Annotated in this window: 19 protein-coding genes and 1 riboswitch; of the genes, 5 read left to right on the top strand and 14 right to left on the bottom strand. The window is 36.1% G+C overall.

The window, feature by feature from the left end; genetic code table 11:
- Positions 1–112: 112 nt before the first annotated feature.
- The 6 genes from MKX31_RS00185 to MKX31_RS00160 all read right to left on the bottom strand — a co-directional run bounded on the left by MKX31_RS00185 (position 113) and on the right by MKX31_RS00160 (position 5,952).
- A complete protein-coding gene (locus MKX31_RS00185) occupies positions 113–856 on the bottom strand; it encodes an HAD family hydrolase (RefSeq protein WP_088046903.1) in 744 nt (247 codons plus the stop codon).
- A 137-nt stretch (positions 857–993) separates the two neighbouring features.
- Positions 994–1,899 (bottom strand): diacylglycerol kinase, encoded by a 906-nt coding sequence (locus tag MKX31_RS00180; protein ID WP_088046902.1) that lies wholly within the window; start codon positions 1,897–1,899, stop codon positions 994–996.
- A gap of 469 nt (positions 1,900–2,368) precedes the next feature.
- On the bottom strand, positions 2,369–3,796 hold the full coding sequence (gene gatB, locus MKX31_RS00175) for an Asp-tRNA(Asn)/Glu-tRNA(Gln) amidotransferase subunit GatB (RefSeq protein ID WP_046958896.1): 1,428 nt from the start codon (positions 3,794–3,796) through the stop codon (positions 2,369–2,371).
- 14 nt (positions 3,797–3,810) lie between these two features.
- A complete protein-coding gene (gene gatA, locus MKX31_RS00170; RefSeq protein ID WP_000051449.1) occupies positions 3,811–5,268 on the bottom strand; it encodes an Asp-tRNA(Asn)/Glu-tRNA(Gln) amidotransferase subunit GatA in 1,458 nt (485 codons plus the stop codon).
- 15 nt (positions 5,269–5,283) lie between these two features.
- Positions 5,284–5,574, bottom strand: coding sequence for an Asp-tRNA(Asn)/Glu-tRNA(Gln) amidotransferase subunit GatC (gatC, locus tag MKX31_RS00165; RefSeq protein WP_000086999.1), 291 nt, complete (start codon positions 5,572–5,574; stop codon positions 5,284–5,286).
- Positions 5,575–5,715: 141 nt separating this feature from the next.
- Entirely contained in the window at positions 5,716–5,952 is a 237-nt protein-coding gene (locus MKX31_RS00160) for a YiaA/YiaB family inner membrane protein (protein WP_001254393.1), read from the bottom strand.
- Between the two features lie 231 nt (positions 5,953–6,183).
- Here MKX31_RS00160 and MKX31_RS00155 point away from each other — a divergent pair, with 231 nt between their 5' ends.
- The 4 genes from MKX31_RS00155 to MKX31_RS00140 all read left to right on the top strand — a co-directional run bounded on the left by MKX31_RS00155 (position 6,184) and on the right by MKX31_RS00140 (position 8,636).
- Positions 6,184–6,666: a MarR family winged helix-turn-helix transcriptional regulator gene (locus MKX31_RS00155; protein WP_000942477.1), complete on the top strand. Its 483-nt coding sequence runs from the start codon at positions 6,184–6,186 to the stop codon at positions 6,664–6,666.
- A gap of 75 nt (positions 6,667–6,741) precedes the next feature.
- Positions 6,742–7,923 carry an ArsA family ATPase gene (locus MKX31_RS00150; protein WP_081257452.1) on the top strand — a complete coding sequence of 394 codons (1,182 nt, stop codon included), beginning with the start codon at positions 6,742–6,744 and terminating at the stop codon, positions 7,921–7,923.
- Complete coding sequence (locus MKX31_RS00145; protein ID WP_088046900.1) at positions 7,916–8,107, top strand: DUF3926 domain-containing protein; 192 nt, start codon at positions 7,916–7,918, stop codon at positions 8,105–8,107. Before MKX31_RS00150 ends, MKX31_RS00145 begins: the two co-directional genes overlap by 8 nt.
- A 58-nt stretch (positions 8,108–8,165) precedes the next feature.
- On the top strand, positions 8,166–8,636 hold the full coding sequence (locus MKX31_RS00140) for an HXXEE domain-containing protein (RefSeq protein ID WP_081257440.1): 471 nt from the start codon (positions 8,166–8,168) through the stop codon (positions 8,634–8,636).
- Between the two features lie 167 nt (positions 8,637–8,803).
- Here MKX31_RS00140 and MKX31_RS00135 read toward each other — a convergent pair whose 3' ends face one another.
- From MKX31_RS00135 to MKX31_RS00125, 3 genes are read right to left on the bottom strand one after another with little or no spacing between them, the layout of a single operon-like run.
- Entirely contained in the window at positions 8,804–9,658 is an 855-nt protein-coding gene (locus MKX31_RS00135; RefSeq protein WP_098102438.1) for a MetQ/NlpA family ABC transporter substrate-binding protein, read from the bottom strand.
- A gap of 30 nt (positions 9,659–9,688) precedes the next feature.
- Entirely contained in the window at positions 9,689–10,354 is a 666-nt protein-coding gene (locus tag MKX31_RS00130; RefSeq protein WP_001261880.1) for a methionine ABC transporter permease, read from the bottom strand.
- On the bottom strand, positions 10,344–11,363 hold the full coding sequence (locus tag MKX31_RS00125) for a methionine ABC transporter ATP-binding protein (RefSeq protein ID WP_064477177.1): 1,020 nt from the start codon (positions 11,361–11,363) through the stop codon (positions 10,344–10,346). The genes MKX31_RS00130 and MKX31_RS00125 overlap by 11 nt, the downstream gene beginning before the upstream one ends.
- Positions 11,364–11,486: 123 nt before the next feature.
- Positions 11,487–11,591, bottom strand: a riboswitch (SAM riboswitch).
- A gap of 239 nt (positions 11,592–11,830) precedes the next feature.
- On the opposite strand from MKX31_RS00125, the gene MKX31_RS00120 reads away from it, so the two are divergent.
- Positions 11,831–12,394: a cysteine hydrolase family protein gene (locus MKX31_RS00120; RefSeq protein WP_064477275.1), complete on the top strand. Its 564-nt coding sequence runs from the start codon at positions 11,831–11,833 to the stop codon at positions 12,392–12,394.
- 232 nt (positions 12,395–12,626) lie between these two features.
- Here MKX31_RS00120 and MKX31_RS00115 read toward each other — a convergent pair whose 3' ends face one another.
- The 5 genes from MKX31_RS00115 to ligA form a co-directional block, all read right to left on the bottom strand.
- A complete protein-coding gene (locus tag MKX31_RS00115) occupies positions 12,627–12,776 on the bottom strand; it encodes a hypothetical protein (RefSeq protein WP_000521652.1) in 150 nt (49 codons plus the stop codon).
- Between the two features lie 176 nt (positions 12,777–12,952).
- Positions 12,953–14,500: an L-glutamate gamma-semialdehyde dehydrogenase gene (gene pruA / locus MKX31_RS00110; RefSeq protein WP_000259557.1), complete on the bottom strand. Its 1,548-nt coding sequence runs from the start codon at positions 14,498–14,500 to the stop codon at positions 12,953–12,955.
- A gap of 152 nt (positions 14,501–14,652) precedes the next feature.
- Positions 14,653–15,423 (bottom strand): TSUP family transporter, encoded by a 771-nt coding sequence (locus MKX31_RS00105; protein WP_064477176.1) that lies wholly within the window; start codon positions 15,421–15,423, stop codon positions 14,653–14,655.
- Between the two features lie 96 nt (positions 15,424–15,519).
- Complete coding sequence (locus tag MKX31_RS00100) at positions 15,520–16,722, bottom strand: CamS family sex pheromone protein (RefSeq protein ID WP_064477175.1); 1,203 nt, start codon at positions 16,720–16,722, stop codon at positions 15,520–15,522.
- Positions 16,723–16,738: 16 nt separating this feature from the next.
- Positions 16,739–18,748, bottom strand: coding sequence for an NAD-dependent DNA ligase LigA (gene ligA / locus MKX31_RS00095; RefSeq protein ID WP_064477174.1), 2,010 nt, complete (start codon positions 18,746–18,748; stop codon positions 16,739–16,741).
- Positions 18,749–18,757: the final 9 nt, after the last annotated feature.

The following is an 18,757-nucleotide window of genomic DNA, read 5'->3' as shown; positions in this document are numbered from 1 at the left end:
TGCAAAATGTATGCCAACATTCTTTTCCAGCATTCATCCTACATACCTTCTATGTCGACATAAAAAATAAATCTATAAAGACTCATTAAGAGTCCTTATAGACTTATTTTCCTTACACATTAGACTTTCCTTGTTCCCAAGTCAACTCACCCGAATGAGAAATAAAATCCCCAACAGATTGTACGAGCATATCCGCAAGTGGTTCTAATGTTTGACGGTCTCCCGTACCAGATAGCACCCCAATTGCATAGCAATCACCGTTTTTCGCTAAATGTAAATCAGTTGGTGTATCTCCAACGACGGCTACTTCACATGCTTCTAAATGAAACTTCTCACAAAAAGATTCTACAATTCTTTTATCTGGTTTTTGTGCCGGAAACGTATCTGAAGCTACAACATAATCAAAAAAAGACTCTAATTGATACTGTTTTAAAAACAATTCTGTCGGTGCAAAATCATCAGCTGTAACAACACCTAAAATAAATCCTCTATCCTTTAAACCTTGTAAAATTCTCGGTAAATCCGCCGTCATTTTCATATAGGAACGATGCTCATACATAAGAGAAAATAACTTTTCACTTACCCACTGATGCATCTCCTCTTCCTTAGATGACGTAATATACTTACAAAGCCCCTTTGCAACATCAAGGCTTGTTCCTGCCGCTATTGCGCTACGAGGGTTCACAAACACCCCCTCCACGCCGATCTCTTTTAATAAAGCAGGCTGCATTGACTGTGGGAGTTGATATAATTTTATACATTCCGCCACAAGTTCTTCAGCTACTTTTATCCAAATTGAATGAAAATCCATTAATGTCCCGTCTTTATCAAATAATATTGCTTTTACCTTCTCCATAGCACACTACCTCTCTTTTCTTATCTCCTCCAGTGTATCAATAAAGTATGGATATAAAATAAACGAATTGTAAAAATACCATAAAAATCAAACTAACTTCCAATTTACAATTCCTCTATATAATAAAAAGGATGCCTTTACAGGGCATCCTCTTGATGTTCAGGAACAAATAGTTCAAGACAATGATATATATTTTCGAATTCCATCGGTGCATCTCCACCGTATTCACCATCTAAGTTAATCATTAGTTTATCTGGTGAATGCACTTTAATTCGATTCGCTTGTGTGTATAGCACTTTTGGATTGTTAATATGTTCACCACGCTGCGCTTGTGTTGCTGCTTTAATTAAGTCAGCGATAGAACCTTTTTTCAGTACTAATAAATCAAATAAGCCATCATTAATCGATGCATATGGTGCTACTTTTTCGAATCCACCAACTGAACGAGTATTCGTAATTAAAAACATCGTAATTTCTTCTTGTAGCAACTTTCCATCATACTCAATTTCAACATATGTTGGATGTAATGATGGTAGCATTTCGATTCCTTTTAAATAATAAGCAAGTTGGCCTAATACCGTTTTTAGCTTGCTTGGCACTTCATATGTTAATTCTGTAATACGGCCGCCACCAGCGATATTAATGAAATATGTATCATTCGCTCTACCAAGATCTAACGGAACTGTTTTCCCTTCACAAATAATATCCGCAGCCTCTTCAATAGCACGAGGTACACCGATCGCACGCGCAAAATCATTTGTCGTTCCAACTGGAATAATTCCAAACTTTGGACGCTGTTCATGTCCTACTAAACCGTTCACCACTTCATTTAATGTACCATCACCACCAGCTGCGATAACAACATCAAACTTACGATCCGCAGCTTGCCTCGCTGCCACAGTCGCATCTCCAGGACCAGTTGTCGCATGACAAGACGCTTCATATCCAGCTTGTTCTAATTTTTGTAATACTTCCGGTAAGCTCTTCTTAAATAGCTCGCGCCCAGAAGTAGGATTATAAATAATTCTTGCTCGCTTCATCATTTATTAGCACAGGAAATTTCTTTATATATCAAAAAGAACATACCGAACTTCTATTCAGTATTCCTATGCCTACCTCCTCTCATCTTCCTATCCTTCTTTTATCCCGCTCAAACAGGCAGTAAGAACCCGATTCGTGTAGTCCATCAAAAGTAAATATTCATTTCAATGGTTTTGTTTTATTTGACAAAAAATTTATGTCTATCTATTTCCTCACAACAATTTACATATAACGAATAATAATTATCTATTATTTCATGAGATGAAAAAAACCTCTATGTCTAGATTTATCATTATTCCCACCTTTTTGCAACTATCATACCATAGTTGCTATACAAACATTTTTCCACTTTTGACAGTTAATCAAACGTTTGTTTAAACGATCTTCTCTCATTTAAACAAACGTTTGATTAACCTAGAAAAACACCCATGTACGGGTGTTTTTCTGCTTAATCTTTAAAAGTTACTACTATTATCGCTTATTAATCTCTTCAAGTAAGATTTTGTTAACAAGCGGCGGATTTGCTTGTCCTTTTGTAGCTTTCATAATTTGACCAACTAAGAAGCCAATTGCACGGTCTTTACCGTTTTTAAAGTCTTCAATAGATTGCTCATTATTATCAAGAATTTCTGTTACAACCTTACGAAGTGTACCTTCGTCAGAAATTTGAACAAGACCTTTTGCTTTAACGATTTCCTCTGGGTCTCCACCTTTTTCAATTAATTCGTTAAATACTTTCTTCGCGATTTTAGAAGAAATTGTGCCTTTTTCAATTAATTGAACCATTTTAGATAAACCAGCAGGCGTTAATGCAACGTCTTTTAATTCTTTTTGTTGTTTGTTTAAGTATGCAAGCACTTCACCCATCAACCAGTTTGATGTTAATTTCGCGTCAGCACCGTCTGCAACAGTTGCTTCAAAGAAATCAGACATTTCTTTCGTTAATGTTAATACGTGTGCATCATAAGCTGGTAAGCCAATTTCTGCAACGTAGCGAGCTTTACGTGCATCTGGAAGTTCTGGAATCGAAGCACGAATTTCTTCTTTCCACTCATCATCGATGTAAAGTTCAACTAAGTCTGGCTCTGGGAAGTAACGGTAATCGTCAGATCCCTCTTTCACACGCATTAAGATTGTTTTCTTCGTTGCTTCATCATAACGACGTGTTTCTTGTTGGATGATACCACCAGATAACAATTCTTTCTCTTGGCGCACTTGCTCGTGCTCAAGACCTTTTTGTACGTAAGTGAATGAGTTTAAGTTTTTCAGTTCCGCTTTTGTACCGAACTTCTCTTGTCCAACTGGACGAAGGGAAATGTTCGCATCACAGCGTAGAGAACCTTCTTCCATCTTACAATCAGATACGCCAGTATATTGAATGATTGATTTTAACTTCTCTAAGTATGCATATGCTTCTTCTGGCGTACGCATATCTGGCTCAGATACGATCTCGATTAAAGGCATACCTTGACGGTTGTAGTCTACTAATGAACCATCAGCTGTATGCGTTGATTTACCAGCATCTTCTTCTAAATGAAGACGTGTAATACCGATACGTTTCTTTTTACCGTCTACTTCAATTTCAATCCAACCATTTTCACCAATTGGCTTATCGAATTGAGAAATTTGATAAGCTTTCGGATTATCTGGGTAGAAATAGTTTTTACGGTCAAACTTCGTTTCCGTTGCGATTTCACAGTTTAATGCCATTGCAGCTTTCATTGCAAAGTTAACTGCTTCTTTATTTAAAGTAGGAAGTACCCCTGGGTATCCTAAGTCAATTACACTTGTTTGTGTATTTGGCTCCGCTCCGAATTCTGTTGGACTCGCAGAGAAAATTTTCGAATTTGTTTTTAACTCAACGTGAACCTCTAAACCAATAATTGTTTCTAAATTCATCTATGCTCGCCTCCTTACAGACTTGCTTTTTTTGTATGATAGTCTGTTGCTTGCTCAAACGCATGTGCAACGCGGTAAATTGTCGCTTCATCGAAGTGTTTACCAATGATTTGTAAACCAAGTGGCATGTTGTTAGCACCGAATCCACATGGAACAGAAATCGCTGGAACACCCGCTAAGTTTACTGGGATTGTTAAAATGTCATTTGCATACATTGTCATTGGATCATCAACTTTCTCGCCCACTTTAAATGCCGGAGTTGGCGTTGTTGGTCCAATAATAACATCATAGTTAGCAAATACATTTTCAAAGTCGTTTTTAATTAATGTACGTACTTGTTGTGCTTTCTTGTAATATGCATCATAGTAACCAGAGCTAAGTGCAAATGTACCAAGCATAATACGGCGTTTTACTTCATCACCGAAACCTTCGCTACGTGTGTTTTTGTAAAGGTCTAATAAATTATTTACATTATCAGAACGAACACCGTAACGTACGCCATCAAAGCGTGAAAGGTTAGCTGATGCTTCAGAAGAAGATAATAAGTAATACGTTGCTAGAGCGTATTTAGAGTGCGGAAGAGATACTTCCTCCCAAGTTGCGCCCATACCTTCTAATACTTTTAAAGCAGCTAGTACTGACTCACGAGCTTCTTCGCCAACACCTTCTCCTAAGTATTCTTTCGGTACAGCAATGCGTAAACCTTTAACGTCGCCTGTTAAACCAGCTAAGTAGTTTCCGACTTCAACGTTAGCAGAAGTTGCATCCATACGGTCAATACCTGAAATAGCTTGTAATAAGTACGCATTATCTTCTACTGTACGTGTAATCGGTCCGATTTGGTCAAGTGAAGATGCGAATGCTACTAATCCGTAACGAGATACGCGTCCGTAAGTTGGTTTTAAACCTACAACGCCGCAATATGCAGCTGGCTGACGGATAGAACCACCCGTATCAGAACCTAGAGAAAATAATACTTCTCCTGCCGCTACAGCTGCTGCAGAACCACCACTAGATCCACCTGGAACGTAATCTAAGTTCCATGGATTTTTCGTAGCGTAGAAACCTGAGTTTTCATTTGAAGAACCCATTGCGAACTCGTCCATATTTAATTTACCGATTGTAACTGTGTCAGCAGCTTTTAGCTTTTGCACAACTGTTGCATCATAAATTGGATCAAAGTTTGCTAACATTTTGCTCGCACAAGTTGTACGAAGACCGTTAGTTACAATGTTATCTTTTACACCAATTGGCATACCGAATAATAAACCATTATCTTCAGCACCAATTTTCGCGTCTAATTCTTTCGCTTTCGCGCGTGCGTTTTCTTCATCTAATGTAAGAAAAGCTTTTACGTTATCTTCAACATCCGCAATACGTTTGTAAGATTCTTCTACTAAATCCGTAACGGAAATTTCTTTGTTGTTTAATTTCTTATGTAACTCTGATACGGAATGATCAAATAATGACATCGAAATTCCCCTCCTCTATTCTAATACTGCTGGAACACGGATTTGATTATCTTTGTGATCCGGTGCATTTTTTAATACTTCTTCAACTGGTAAACCTTTTTCTGGTACATCTTCACGCATAACATTTTTCATAGTTAATACATGAGTTGTTGGTTTTACATCTGTTGTATCTAATTCATTTAACTGTTCTGCAAATGTAACGATTGCATCCAGTTGTTTTTGAAATTTTTCTGCTTCTTGATCAGTAATTGCAAGACGTGCTAAATGTGCTACGTGCTTTACATTCTCAACGGAAATTCTTGACACGGCTAGGCCACCTCCATAATATATCGTTCAATCTACAATACTATTGATGATACCAAATTTTCAGTACTTCAAGCAAGTCAACACACGGCACTTACGGCATTTTTACATAAAAAAAGAAAGGCAAATGCCTTTCTTTACAATTTACTCCTTATCTAACGGTTTATTTTTCGGAAATCTCTCGTTATCTTCTTCATTATCACGAATTGTTTTTTGTAATACAAAACAAGACATCGTTAAAAATAATGTTCCAATTAAATAATATCCTTTTACACTAAGCGTTTCATCTAACGTATAAATTCCAATTAGCATACCTGAAAGTGCACAAACAAATGAAGTCCATGCTAAAAACGTGAACGCTTGCGTATTACGTCTTCTCATCGTTCTCCCCCTCGTTAGCTGTACATCCATTATAGATAAGTATATTTACCACGATGGATTTTTATGTAAATTCTAGTTTTATATTTATAAATCTATCATAAAAGAATACTATTTTAAAGTTAGTTTTCTGTCTAATCTGAAAAAACATTTAAAATCATTGACATTTATTTCAATTCTACATAAAATAAAAACAAATATTACGAACCTCGAAATATACGGGAGTGGAAATAATTGTTGCAATATGAACATTTTTTAGACTTGCTGCTAGATAACGCCAAGAAGCTTTTTTATCCTGAAGAATGGGTAAGCCTAGATTTAACACTTTCTAAAACAGAAGTATTTTGTTTACTTTGGATGGAGCGAAATACAGATATTACAATGACAAAAATTGCTGACCTTCTTGATATACCGATGAGTACAACGACAGGTGTTGTAAATCGCCTCGTAAAAAAGGGATATATTGAAAGGTACCGTGATGAAAACGACCGACGCATTGTATTAATTCGTTTAACAGAAAACGGCGTAATGCTCGTCCAAGAAGTAAAACAAAATGCAGCCCATTACTTTAACCTAGTGACAGAAGCATTATCAGAAGAAGAAAAAGCATTCTTACTACAAATCTTCCAAAAGATCATGAATCACATCGCTACGTCACAGCAAAAAACAGAAGAAAAGGTTTCTACACCTAAAATGAAAAACATTCCGATTGAATAAAACCCTAGTTGGGTTTTTATTCAATATTTTATTTCGATGCTCGTAATATTCGACACTCGAAACAAAGGGGATAGAATAATGAGAATTATTTTGTATACAGGTAAAGGCGGCGTAGGAAAAACTAGCATTTCAGCAGCAACAGCGCTTCAAAGCGCAAAACAAGGATTAAAAACATTAGTAATGAGTACAGATCCTGCTCATAGTTTAGGAGATTCATTTGGTATAAAGCTATCTTCTGAGCCATTAGAAATTCGTGAAAATTTGTGGGCACAAGAAATTAATACGATTTATGAGATGGAAAAAGGCTGGGGGAAATTACAGAAATATATTACGCTACTCTTCACTTCCAAAGCAGCTGATGATATTACAACAGAAGAGTTAACGATGTTTCCTGGTATGGAAGATTTAATTAGCTTACTTCGCGTACTCGATTATTATAAACAAAACACATATGATGTTATTATCATTGATTGTGCTCCAACAGGAGAAACATTAGCAATGCTCAGCTTTCCAGACATGCTCAGCTGGTGGATGGAAAAACTCTTTCCTATTAAAAGAAAAGTTTTAAAAGTTGTTCGCCCTGTAGCTCAACCACTTCTTGGTGTTCCTCTTCCAACCGATGATATTATGGACGAATTAACGAATACACTTGAACAGCTCGGAGAAATGAGAGATATTTTATCAAACCGAGAAATAACAAGTATCCGCATCGTTGTAAATCCCGAAAAAATGGTCATTAAAGAAGCTCAGCGTAGCTTTACTTATTTAAATTTATACGATTATAACGTAGATGCCATTATGATTAACCGCGTCATCCCTAACACTGTCACCGATCCTTATTTTCAAGCATGGAAAGATACTCAAAAAAAATATAAAACATTAATTCAAGATAGTTTTCAGCCGCTTCCTATTTACGAAGCTCCTATGTTTGAACAAGAAGTTGTCGGTTTGTCCATGTTAGAGCGTGTAGGAGACGCTTTATTTAAATCAGATTCTTCTCCTACGAAAGTGAAATTTAACGGGCGCACTCAATATGTAAAAAAAGATGGCGATGAGTATATTTTCGTTCTCTCCATTCCCTTCTCAAACAAAAGTGAACTTTCATTAAATCAAAAAGGTGATGAACTTATCATTCGTTCAGGTTCTGTGAAACGGAACATCACATTACCAAAAACGTTAACACACCTTTCTATTCAAGGAGCTAAGTTCGAAGAAGATGTACTAAATATTCGATTTGGAGGTGTAGTACATGCATGAGGAACTACTAAGAAAGGTAATTCGTACAAAAATAAAAATCGGTATGAATATATTAGAAGAGTTCCCTACCCCAATCCAACAATCAGCTAAGCAAATACTAAATATTTTGCAAGAGGAGCTAGCTGCTTATCCGAAAGAACAAGAGCACCAAGAAAATAATTTAAAAAGTATCATAATTGAATGAACATCTCTGGATAGAGAGCCTCTCTAGGCTTTCTATCTCCATATTGGAGTGATGTAAGTTGTTAAAAAAACATTCCACTATTATGCTTTGGGTTATTCCCTTGTTATTTTTCATTCATAATCTAGAAGAATCTTTCCAAATGCCTCAATATCTTGCTAATCAATTTTCAATTCATTTTATAACAAGCCAACAATTTTTCATTGCCATTTCCGCACTAACAATCTTTGTCTTACTTATCACCTTTCTATATCAACTAAACTTCTTGTCTTCTATATACTGGATTATTTTTATACAAGGGGCTATCTTCTTCAACTCCGTTCAACATATTATTTTGTTTTCCATATATCGTTCTTATAATCCTGGCGTAATATCAGCAGTTTTCATTGTTATCTTTTCTATTTTCTTTTTTTCATTCGAAAAACACCTCATTTTAAAAAAACAATTCATACTTACACTCATTTTCAGCTTATTTTCTTACCCTGTTATAATTTGGATTACTTTACTATTCGCTAGCTACTTTCATTCATAAAAAAAGACCAGGAAAACTCCTGGTCCATCACTCTACTTAACAAACATTGGATTCTACGTTATACAGAATTGGAAGGTACAGAATTAGGGTTTTGTTTGTTAAGTAGATTATATGTTGAACGAGCTAACAGCGGAGGGGTTCCTACTGTTAATCGTTAAACCCGATAATTATTTTACGATTTTTTCAAGCTCATCAAGTGAAAGATCTACTGAAATGGAACCATCATTTGTTTCTTTCTTAATTGCATCTGTTACTTCTTTTGAATGATATAGTTCAATTACTTTTTTCAGTGTTGGATCATCTTTATCTTTTGTACGAGCTGCGAAAATATTAATATATGGCTTCGCATTTTCATTCTTTGGATCTTCTAAGAAAATTGGATCCTTCGCTGGATCTAATCCAGCTTGACCAGCAACACCGTTATTAATGACTGAAGCTGCTACATCTTTTAATACACGAGGTGTTTGCTGTGCGATAACCGGTGTAATTTTTAACTTCTTCGGATTTTCAGCAATGCCGCTTGGATCTCCAAATAAACCAAAGTCTTTCTTAAGCTTTAATAAACCTGCTGCATCAAGAAGTTTTAATGCACGAGCTTGGTTCGTTGGATCATTTGGAATCGCAATTTCTGAACCATCTGGAATTTCATTTGCCTTCTTATATTTTTCAGAGTATAAGCCCATTGGTGCAATTTGCGTTGTACCAACAGCTGTAATATCTAACTTATGCTCTTTTTTAAATTGCTCTAAGAAAGCAACGTGCTGGAATGAGTTTAGTTCAATATCTCCATCAGCTAACGCTTTATTTGGCGTTGTGTAATCAGAGAACTCAATTAGTTTAACTTTAATCCCTTCTTTTTCAGCTTTTTCCTTTACAATTTCCCAAGCGTTCCCATCCGTTCCAGTTACACCAATGCGAACTACTTTCTCTTTTGCTCCTGCCCCCGTGTCTCCACTTGAGCAGCCGCTTAACGCTGAAATTCCTACAATCGCTGATAATGCAAATGCTAAAATTTTCTTCATTTTCTTCATTTTCTTTTTCCCTCTTCCTTTTTATGATCTGCGTAAAAAGACTTTCGCAAAGTAGTTTCCTAAATTTTGAGCTACCTGTACAAGAATAATAAGTAAAACGACCGTTACGAACATAACTGATGTATCAAAACGTTGATAACCATATGTCATCGCTAAGTCACCAAGACCGCCACCACCGACAAGCCCAGCAACTGCAGAAAATTCAATTAAACCAACTGTCATAAACGTAACACCTAAAATCAATGGAGCTAACGCTTCTGGCACAAGAATTTCAAAAACAATTCTAAATGGTGAAGCACCCATCGCTTGAGCTGCTTCAATGACTCCCTTTGGAACTGAAACAAGATTTGTTTCAACCATTCTAGCAATACCAATTGATGCAACTAACGTCATTGGAAAGATTGCTGCTGCTGTTCCAATCGTCGTTCCGATAACACTTCTTGTTAGTGGGCTTAAAGCCACTAAGAAAATGATGAATGGAACCGGACGAATTGTATTGATAATGATATTAAGAATAGAAAAGACCCATTTATTTTCTAAAAAGTTTCCTTTTCTCGTTACATATAAAAGTAAACCTAGAGGTATACCAAGGATTGTAGCAAATATAAGGGTTACAATTACCATTAAGAGGGTATCCCCCGTCGCATCTACTATGCGGGGCCAAAATATACTCCAATCAACTCGCATGAGCTTCTACCTCCTTCAGCTGCACTTGTAGTCGTAGATGTTGTAATGCTTTTTGAATTTCTTTCTGCTCACCTTGCAGTTCTACAAGTAGATTTCCAAATAGCACATTTTGAAGTTCAATAATATTTCCGTATAGTACGTTTACATCGACGTTATAGTTTTTCGCGATATATGATAGTACCGGCTGCCCTGTCTCTTCACCAGTAAATGTTAAGCGATAAATTTGTCCACCATTTTGAATTTTCCCTAGAACACTTTCCGGTAAATGATCATTAATAATGGAGCGTACAAAGTTTTGAGTTGTCTTTGTTTTTGGTTGTGTGAAAACGTCAAACAGTTTTCCTTCTTCAATAACCTTTCCCTTCTCCATTACAGCTACACGGTGACAAATTTCTTTCACAACATGCATTTCATGTGTAATGAGTAGAATCGTTACATTGTATTCTCGATTTACTTTCTTTAATAAGTTCAGAATCTCTGTCGTTGTTTCTGGATCTAAAGCTGATGTTGCCTCATCACATATAAGAATGTCTGGCGATGTTGCAAGTGCTCTAGCAATGCCAACACGTTGTTTTTGACCGCCTGATAGTTGCTCTGGATAATAGTTTGCTTTATCTTCTAATCCTACAAATTTCAGCAGTTCGTTTACTCTTTCTTTTATCTCATTCTTTGGTACTTTCGCTAACCTTAATGGATAAGCAATATTCCCAAACACTGTTCTTGAATTAAATAAATTAAAACTTTGAAAAATCATTCCGATTCTTTGTCTTAGCTTCCGTAATTCTTTCATCGATAAAGATGTAATATCTTTATCATCTATTGAAATCGTTCCTGCCGTTGGTCTCTCTAACATATTTACTAGGCGTAATAACGTACTCTTTCCAGCGCCACTAAAACCGATGATACCGAAAATTTCGCCCTTCTCAACTGATAATGTTACATCCTCCACCGCATGAACAGATTGCCCACCTGATTCATATACTTTACTTACGTTGTTAAAAGAAATCATTTTCTTCCCTCCTATATGCTGTAAAAACTTGAAGTAGAGCTTTCGAGGTAAAATAAAAAGTGCTCTCCTTCTTATCAACCATAAAGATAAGAAGGAGAGCACTTATATGTACTCGTTCACATCTTCTCATCTTCCAAGCCTTTATAGGCTTGCTGGAGTTAGCACGGTATTAAAAAACCCGTTGCTGAGGTATCGTAGGGCCAGTCCCTCCACCTCTCTGGATAAGAATGTATCGATTTAATTGTCGTTTAATTAATTCTCATTATAGAACTCAGAATAATAAGAGTCAATACATTTTTTAGAAAATATTAATTATTTATCTATTGAAATTTTCAAATAAAAAATCACATACAATAATGATTTTTAAAGTTATGTTAAATTCTCCTCCTTCATATTTTTTAAAAGGAGAATCCTCTCTATAAATTGAATACCATTATTTGAATATGAAATCGGAGGAAGATAAATATATGAAAACAGCTCTTTTACTCGTTGATATTCAAAATGATTATTTTCCACATGGAAAGATGGAATTGCGTAATCCAGTAGAAGCAAGCGAATATGCTAGTCAGCTGCTACAACTCTTTAGAACGAAAAACGAACCTATTTTTCATATCCAACATGTAGCAATAAAAGATGGCGCTACTTTTTTCCTACCCAATACAGAAGGTGTACATATTCATGAAAGCGTACGTCCACTTAGAGAAGAAACCGTTATACTCAAACATTATCCTAATAGTTTTCGCGAAACTGATCTTCTAGAACAATTACAACGTTTAGACATTAAGCACGTCGTCATATGCGGGATGATGACTCATATGTGTATTGATGCTACCGTAAGAGCTGCTTTTGATTTCGGCTTTCCATGTACCGTTATACATGATGCTTGTGCTACAAAAGATCTTTCTTTTAAGAATGCTACGATACCAGCCGTTTATATTCATAACACAATTTTGGCTAGTTTAAATGGAGTATATGCAAATGTAATGAGTACAGAGGAGTTTTTGGCTACAAAAAAACACTCCCTTCAGTGAGCAAAACCGAAAAGAGTGTTTCTTGTCAAACCATAGATTTTCTTTCAAATTGTATTATACAGGAAATCCTTAAAATGAATACTAAAAAATATGACTAATAAGTCAACTTTTCTCGTTGTTTTGTTTCTATTTACATGTTTATCCAGATATTAATAGGGTTTAGCTAGTTCTAATTACCGAATAGTAATATATGGTAATTAGAGCTAGTTTCTCCTATCAAAAACGTAACATATTATTTATCTGTTTGTTTTTGCTTCTTTTTCAAATACTCCGCACGCAAATTTTCAATTTGCTGCTTTTTATCAAATTTGGCAGGCGTCTGTTTTTCATGAAACTTTGCCACAGCTACCTGACTCTTGTAATCCAATTGATATTTTCCCACTTTGTTCACCTACTTTTCTTGTCCGTAAAGAGAATCTATTCAACAAATATAATATATCTTATTTACTGAAGTAAACCTTATTAGTTTTTCTACGTATATCTATCTTAATTCACATATAGCAAGTTTTTCAAAAAAAAGAGATCTTCGCAGGCTGCGAAGATCTCTTCTACTATTTCTTATAAAGTTTCAGAAGTAGTTTTTGCTTGCATGTGAAGTGCTAAGTAGTCAGGGCCACCAGCTTTAGAGTCTGTACCAGACATGTTAAAGCCACCGAATGGTTGGTAACCTACGATTGCACCAGTACATCCACGGTTAAAGTATAAGTTACCCACATGGAATTCTTCACGTGCTTTTTCAATATGATCACGGTTATTAGTAACAACAGCACCTGTTAAACCGTATTCTGTATTGTTTGCAATTGCTAGTGCATGATCAAAGTCTTTTGCTTTACAGAATGCTACTACTGGTCCGAAGATTTCTTCTTTCATTAAGCGAGCATCTTCTGCAACGTCAGCAACGATTGTTGGTTGGATGAACCAGCCTTTAGAATCGTCTCCTTCGCCACCTGTTAAGATTCTACCTTCCTCTTTACCAATTGCAACATAGCTCATTACTTTATCGAATGCAGCTTGGTCATTAACAGGACCCATGTTTGTACCTAATACAGCTGGGTTAGCAACTGTTAATTCTTTCGTTAATTCAACAGCACGATTTAATACGTGATCGTATACATCTTCATGGATTACTGCACGAGAACATGCAGAACATTTTTGTCCTGAGAATCCGAATGCTGATGCAACGATAGATTTAGCTGCTAATTCAAGATCTGCTTCTTTATCAACAACGATTGTATCTTTACCACCCATTTCAGCGATAACGCGTTTTAACCAAATTTGGCCTGGGTTTACTTTCGCTGCACGCTCATAAATACGGATACCTACATCACGAGATCCAGTGAAGCTCACGAAACGTGTACGAGGGTGATCTACTAAGTAGTCACCAACTTCAGAACCATTACCTGGAACGAAGTTTACTACGCCAGCTGGTAAGCCAGCTTCTTCTAATACTTCCATGAATTTCGCTGCTACTACAGGAGTTGTACTAGCTGGTTTTAGTAATACTGTGTTACCAGAAACTAAAGCAGCTGTTGTCATACCTGCCATAATTGCGAATGGGAAGTTCCAAGGAGAAATGATAACACCTACTCCTAATGGAATGTAAGAGAAACGATTATATTCAATTGGACGGCTTTCTACTGGAATACCGTCTTTTAATTTTAACATTTGACGACCATAATATTCCATAAAGTCGATTGCTTCTGCTGTATCAGCATCTGCCTCATTCCATGGTTTACCTGCTTCTTTTACAAGAATAGCAGAGAATTCATGTTTTCTGCGACGAACGATTGCTGCAGCACGGAATAAAATGTCTGCACGCATTTCTGGCTTTGATTTTCTCCAAGTTTGGAATGTTTCATCCGCTACTTGCATTGCTTTTTCAGCTAACTCACGGCTTGCTTTTGAAACGCGACCAACAAGTTCCTCTTTATTTGCAGGGTTTACAGAAACAATTTTGTCTTCTGTAGTGATTTTTTCTCCCCCAATAATTAATGGATAGTCTTGTCCAAGATAAGATTCTACTTTCTTTAAACCTTCTTCAAACGCTAATTTGTTAGCCTCCACTGAAAAATCTGTAAATGGCTCATGTTTGTATGCTACTACCATTTTTTTAGCCTCCCCTTAGAAAAACGTTTACATTTTACAACATTATTCTACACGATAATTTAGATTTATTCAAATATTCCTAGACTTATATTTTAAAAATTAATAAATTTTTAAAATATAATAAAAAAATAGAGTTATACAAAAGTATAACTCTACAAAATATGAGTATATTCCAAAACATTTTTTCCAATTAATAAAATAGTTACTAATAAAAATAAAGTCCTAACATATCCAACACCTTTTTGAACTGCAAACTTTGATCCAAAATAAGCACCTAAGATCATTGATAATCCCATAATAATACCGTATTCAAAATGAATTACGTCTAAAAATAAAAAAGTAATTAAAGATACGATATTACTAACAAAGTTCAAAAGTTTTCCAGATGCTGCCGCTTGAATAAAATCCAAACCAATTAATAAAAATGCAAAAATTAAAAAAGATCCTGTCCCTGGGCCAAAAAATCCATCGTAAAACCCTATCATTAAAATAACAAAGAAAAATATTAATGTTTTTCTTTTCGTCATCTTCTTATAGGTGGATACACTTCCCCAATCCTTTTTCGCAATAATATAAATGGCAATAAACACCAACATCACAAGCACTAACGGACGTAAAATATCCGGCGGAATAAACTTTACTACTAAAGCACCTGCGACCGCTCCTATAACAGTTAACGGGATTAACTTTCCTACAATTTTAAAATCGACCTTTCCTGATCGAATAAAATAAATTGCACTCGTAAACGTCCCCATCGTTGCCGCTAATTTATTTGTTGCAATTGCCGAAGCTGGTGGTAAACCAACAAACATAAGTGCCGGAAGCGAAATTAATCCTCCACCACCAACAACTGAATCAATAAAAGCTGCTAAAAAGCCGAATCCAATTAATAAAATAATGACTTGGAAACTTAATTCGTCCATGTGCCTTACCCCTTACCCCCATTATTTATAACATTTTAAATTATAACAAAATTATTCAAGAAAAAAAGCCGTTCCATAAAGGAACGGCCCTCCTATTTAATCTAAAATTTTCACAAACGGTTCATCTTGCTTCGCTTCACGTATAATAATCGCTTCTGGGCGTTCTACAGATTTAATCGTTACTTGTACTTTCATATAATTCGGGAAGTATTCCATAACAAGCCCGGCTACATATTGTGTAAAGCCTATTATTTCTGCTTTCCCATTAAACTGGACAGGAATATCAAGCTTTATTTCTCTTAATTCATCGTCTCTATACATACCAGTACCGATAACAGCTGTATAGTCGCCTTGGAAATAATCACTTAGTTTTGCTTTAAAGTTCGATACTCTCGCCAGATCTTCACGTTTATTATCTGTTTTCGCTTGTTCAGATGGGAACAAATAATATTTCTCATTAATTTGTTTCCAATCCTCAACCGTTTCACTGCCTTTTTCAACATTCGCATAAGAAACAAAGTTACCTGGCACGAGTGAAGCCTTTGGAGCCTGACGATAAATCGCAAATGTTATCGGAAGAGTTTTTGTTTCAGGATCTTCTTTATGCATAACTTTTATGATTTCTTGCGCCATTTTTTTCCCTTCAGCTAACATTTTTTCTTGTTCAATTTTAGCTTCACGCGGATAACCATGCTCTTCCTCATAATAATGAACCGAGTTCATCGCTAAGCCAACTACAATGCCTTGGCGCTCACCTTTCTCATCTTTCTCGTCTTTTTTCACATAATAATCATGCTCTAAAATATTTGAAATATATATTGGATTTTTTTTATTTTTTTCCTCTAATGATTCAGATCCTCCACCTAACGCTGGGTTTAACCCAATGTTTGGAAATTTAACTGCATCTTTTTTTAACTTGTCCTCTAGTTCCTTTTGTTCAGCATCTGTACGCTTTCTTTTAACAAGCATCTGCAAATTTTGAGTATCTAGAGCACTTCCACCTTTAAAGAAATGATCTTTCGTACTAAAGGATTCTTTTGCAATACGCATTAATCCTGTTTCAAATTCATCTATATCAAGACGATTACTTACTCCTTGTACAACTAAACCACGTGCAGCTCCTGCGTCAAATGGAATAGTCGTCTTATAATATTCATCCGAAATAGAGTACTTCGGAACGATTGCTTGTTCTTTTGCTTTCCCCGATTTCTCAACCACTTTTTCATCTTTATCGGCACCTGTACTACATCCACTTACGAGTAGGCCAAGGCTTAATACCGCTAATGCTATTTTTTTCATGGTAAGTTTGCACCTCTTACTTATTTAGCTCTTGTAAGAACCTCTCTTCATTCCAAACCTCAACATTATGCTTCTCTGCTTGTGCTAATTTCGAACCTGCCGCTTCACCTGCAACAACTAAATCCGTACTTTTACTAACACTTCCTGTTACTTTTCCACCTAATGCCTCAATCTTTTTCTTTGCTTCACTACGTCCCATAACTTCTAATTTCCCTGTTAAAACGACAGTTTTTCCTGCGAAGTACGACTCAACATTTTGTAAATCAGCAATTTTTATACCTTTGTACGCCATATTCACGCCATACTCTTTAAATTGTTGTAATAACTCTAATACGTCTTCATTATCAAAATACGTCACGACGGATTGAGCCATTTTTTCACCAATCTCATTAATTGCTTTTAGTTCTTCTTCCGTTGCTTTCACAAGCGCATCCATCGTTTCAAAATGCTCTGCAAATGTACGTGCTGCTTTTGCTCCGACATGGCGAATACCAAGACCAAATAATAATCGCTCTAATGAGTTGTCTTTAGAATTCTCAATTGCTTGTACTAAATTCGTTGCTGATTTTTCACCGAATCTTTCTAGCTGTAATAATTGCTCTTTCGTCAACGAATATAAATCAGCGAATGTACGAATGTAATCAGCATCAAAGAGTTGTGTAATGACACGCTCTCCAAGTCCATCAATATTCATTGCATTTCTTGAAACGAAATGGATTAATCCTTCTCGAATTTGAGCCGGACAAGTTGGATTTATACAGCGAAGTGCTACCTCTTCTTCTAAACGAACTAGTTCACTCTCACATGCTGGGCAATGCGTCGGCATATGATATTCTTCTTCCTCACCAGTACGCTTATCAAAAATAACGTTCACAACTTCAGGAATAATATCTCCTGCCTTCTTCACAACAACATAGTCACCAATTCGAATGTCTTTTTCACGAATTAAATCTTCGTTATGTAAAGAGGCACGACGAACGATAGTACCAGCCACTCGCACTGCCTCTAGCTCTGCAGTCGGTGTTACAACCCCTGTGCGACCAACACTTAATTCAATACCTGTTAATCTTGTTATAACTTCTTCAGCCGGGAATTTATAAGCAATCGCCCATCTTGGACTCTTTGCTGTAGTTCCTAAACTTTCTTGTAGAGCAACATCATCTACTTTTATAACGATTCCATCGATCTCATAATCAAGATGCGGACGTTTTTCTTGCCATTCTTCTACATAAGCTATAACTTCTTCAATTGTTTCACATGTACGACGATTTGGATTTGTTTTGAATCCAAGTTCACCTAAGAAATCAAGCGATTCACTATGTGATGGAATTGTTTTTTCTTCTACATTCGCAAGACCGTACACAAACATAGATAAGTTACGCTTCGCTGCAATTTTCGGATCAAGTTGGCGTATTGAACCTGCTGCCGCATTACGCGGATTCGCAAATACATCTTCACCATTTTGTTCTTTTTCTTCATTTAACTTAACGAATGAACGCTTCGGCATATAAGCTTCGCCTCGTGCTTCTAACGTTACTTCTTCATTTAAACGGAGCGGGATCGCTTTAATCGTTTTTAAATTTTGGGTAATATCTTCACCTGTTACACCATCACCACGTGTTGCCCCTTGAATGAAGCGTCCTTTTTCATAATGAAGTGAAACAGCAAGTCCGTCAATTTTTAATTCGCATATATATCTTACATTCGCATCATCAATTCCTTGGCGTACTCGTCGGTCGAAATCACGTAAATCTCCTTCGTTAAATGCATTTCCTAAACTTAACATCGGTGACTTATGTGTTACTTTTTCAAATATATCAAGAACAGTTCCCCCAACGCGAATGGAGGGAGAGTCTTCACTCATAAACTCTGGATTCTCTGCTTCTAATTTTATAAGCTCCTGCATATTACGGTCATACTCCGCATCAGAAACAGAAGGATTGTCTAATACGTGATACTGATAGTTAAATGTATTTAACAAATCACGCAGTTCTTCTATACGTTGTTTTGCTATCTCTTTTGACATATCCTCATT

The sequence above is a fragment of the Bacillus sp. FSL M8-0063 genome, from assembly GCF_038005545.1.
Lineage (GTDB): Bacteria > Bacillota > Bacilli > Bacillales > Bacillaceae_G > Bacillus_A > Bacillus_A wiedmannii.
This window is presented reverse-complemented; position numbering and strand designations above follow the sequence as displayed.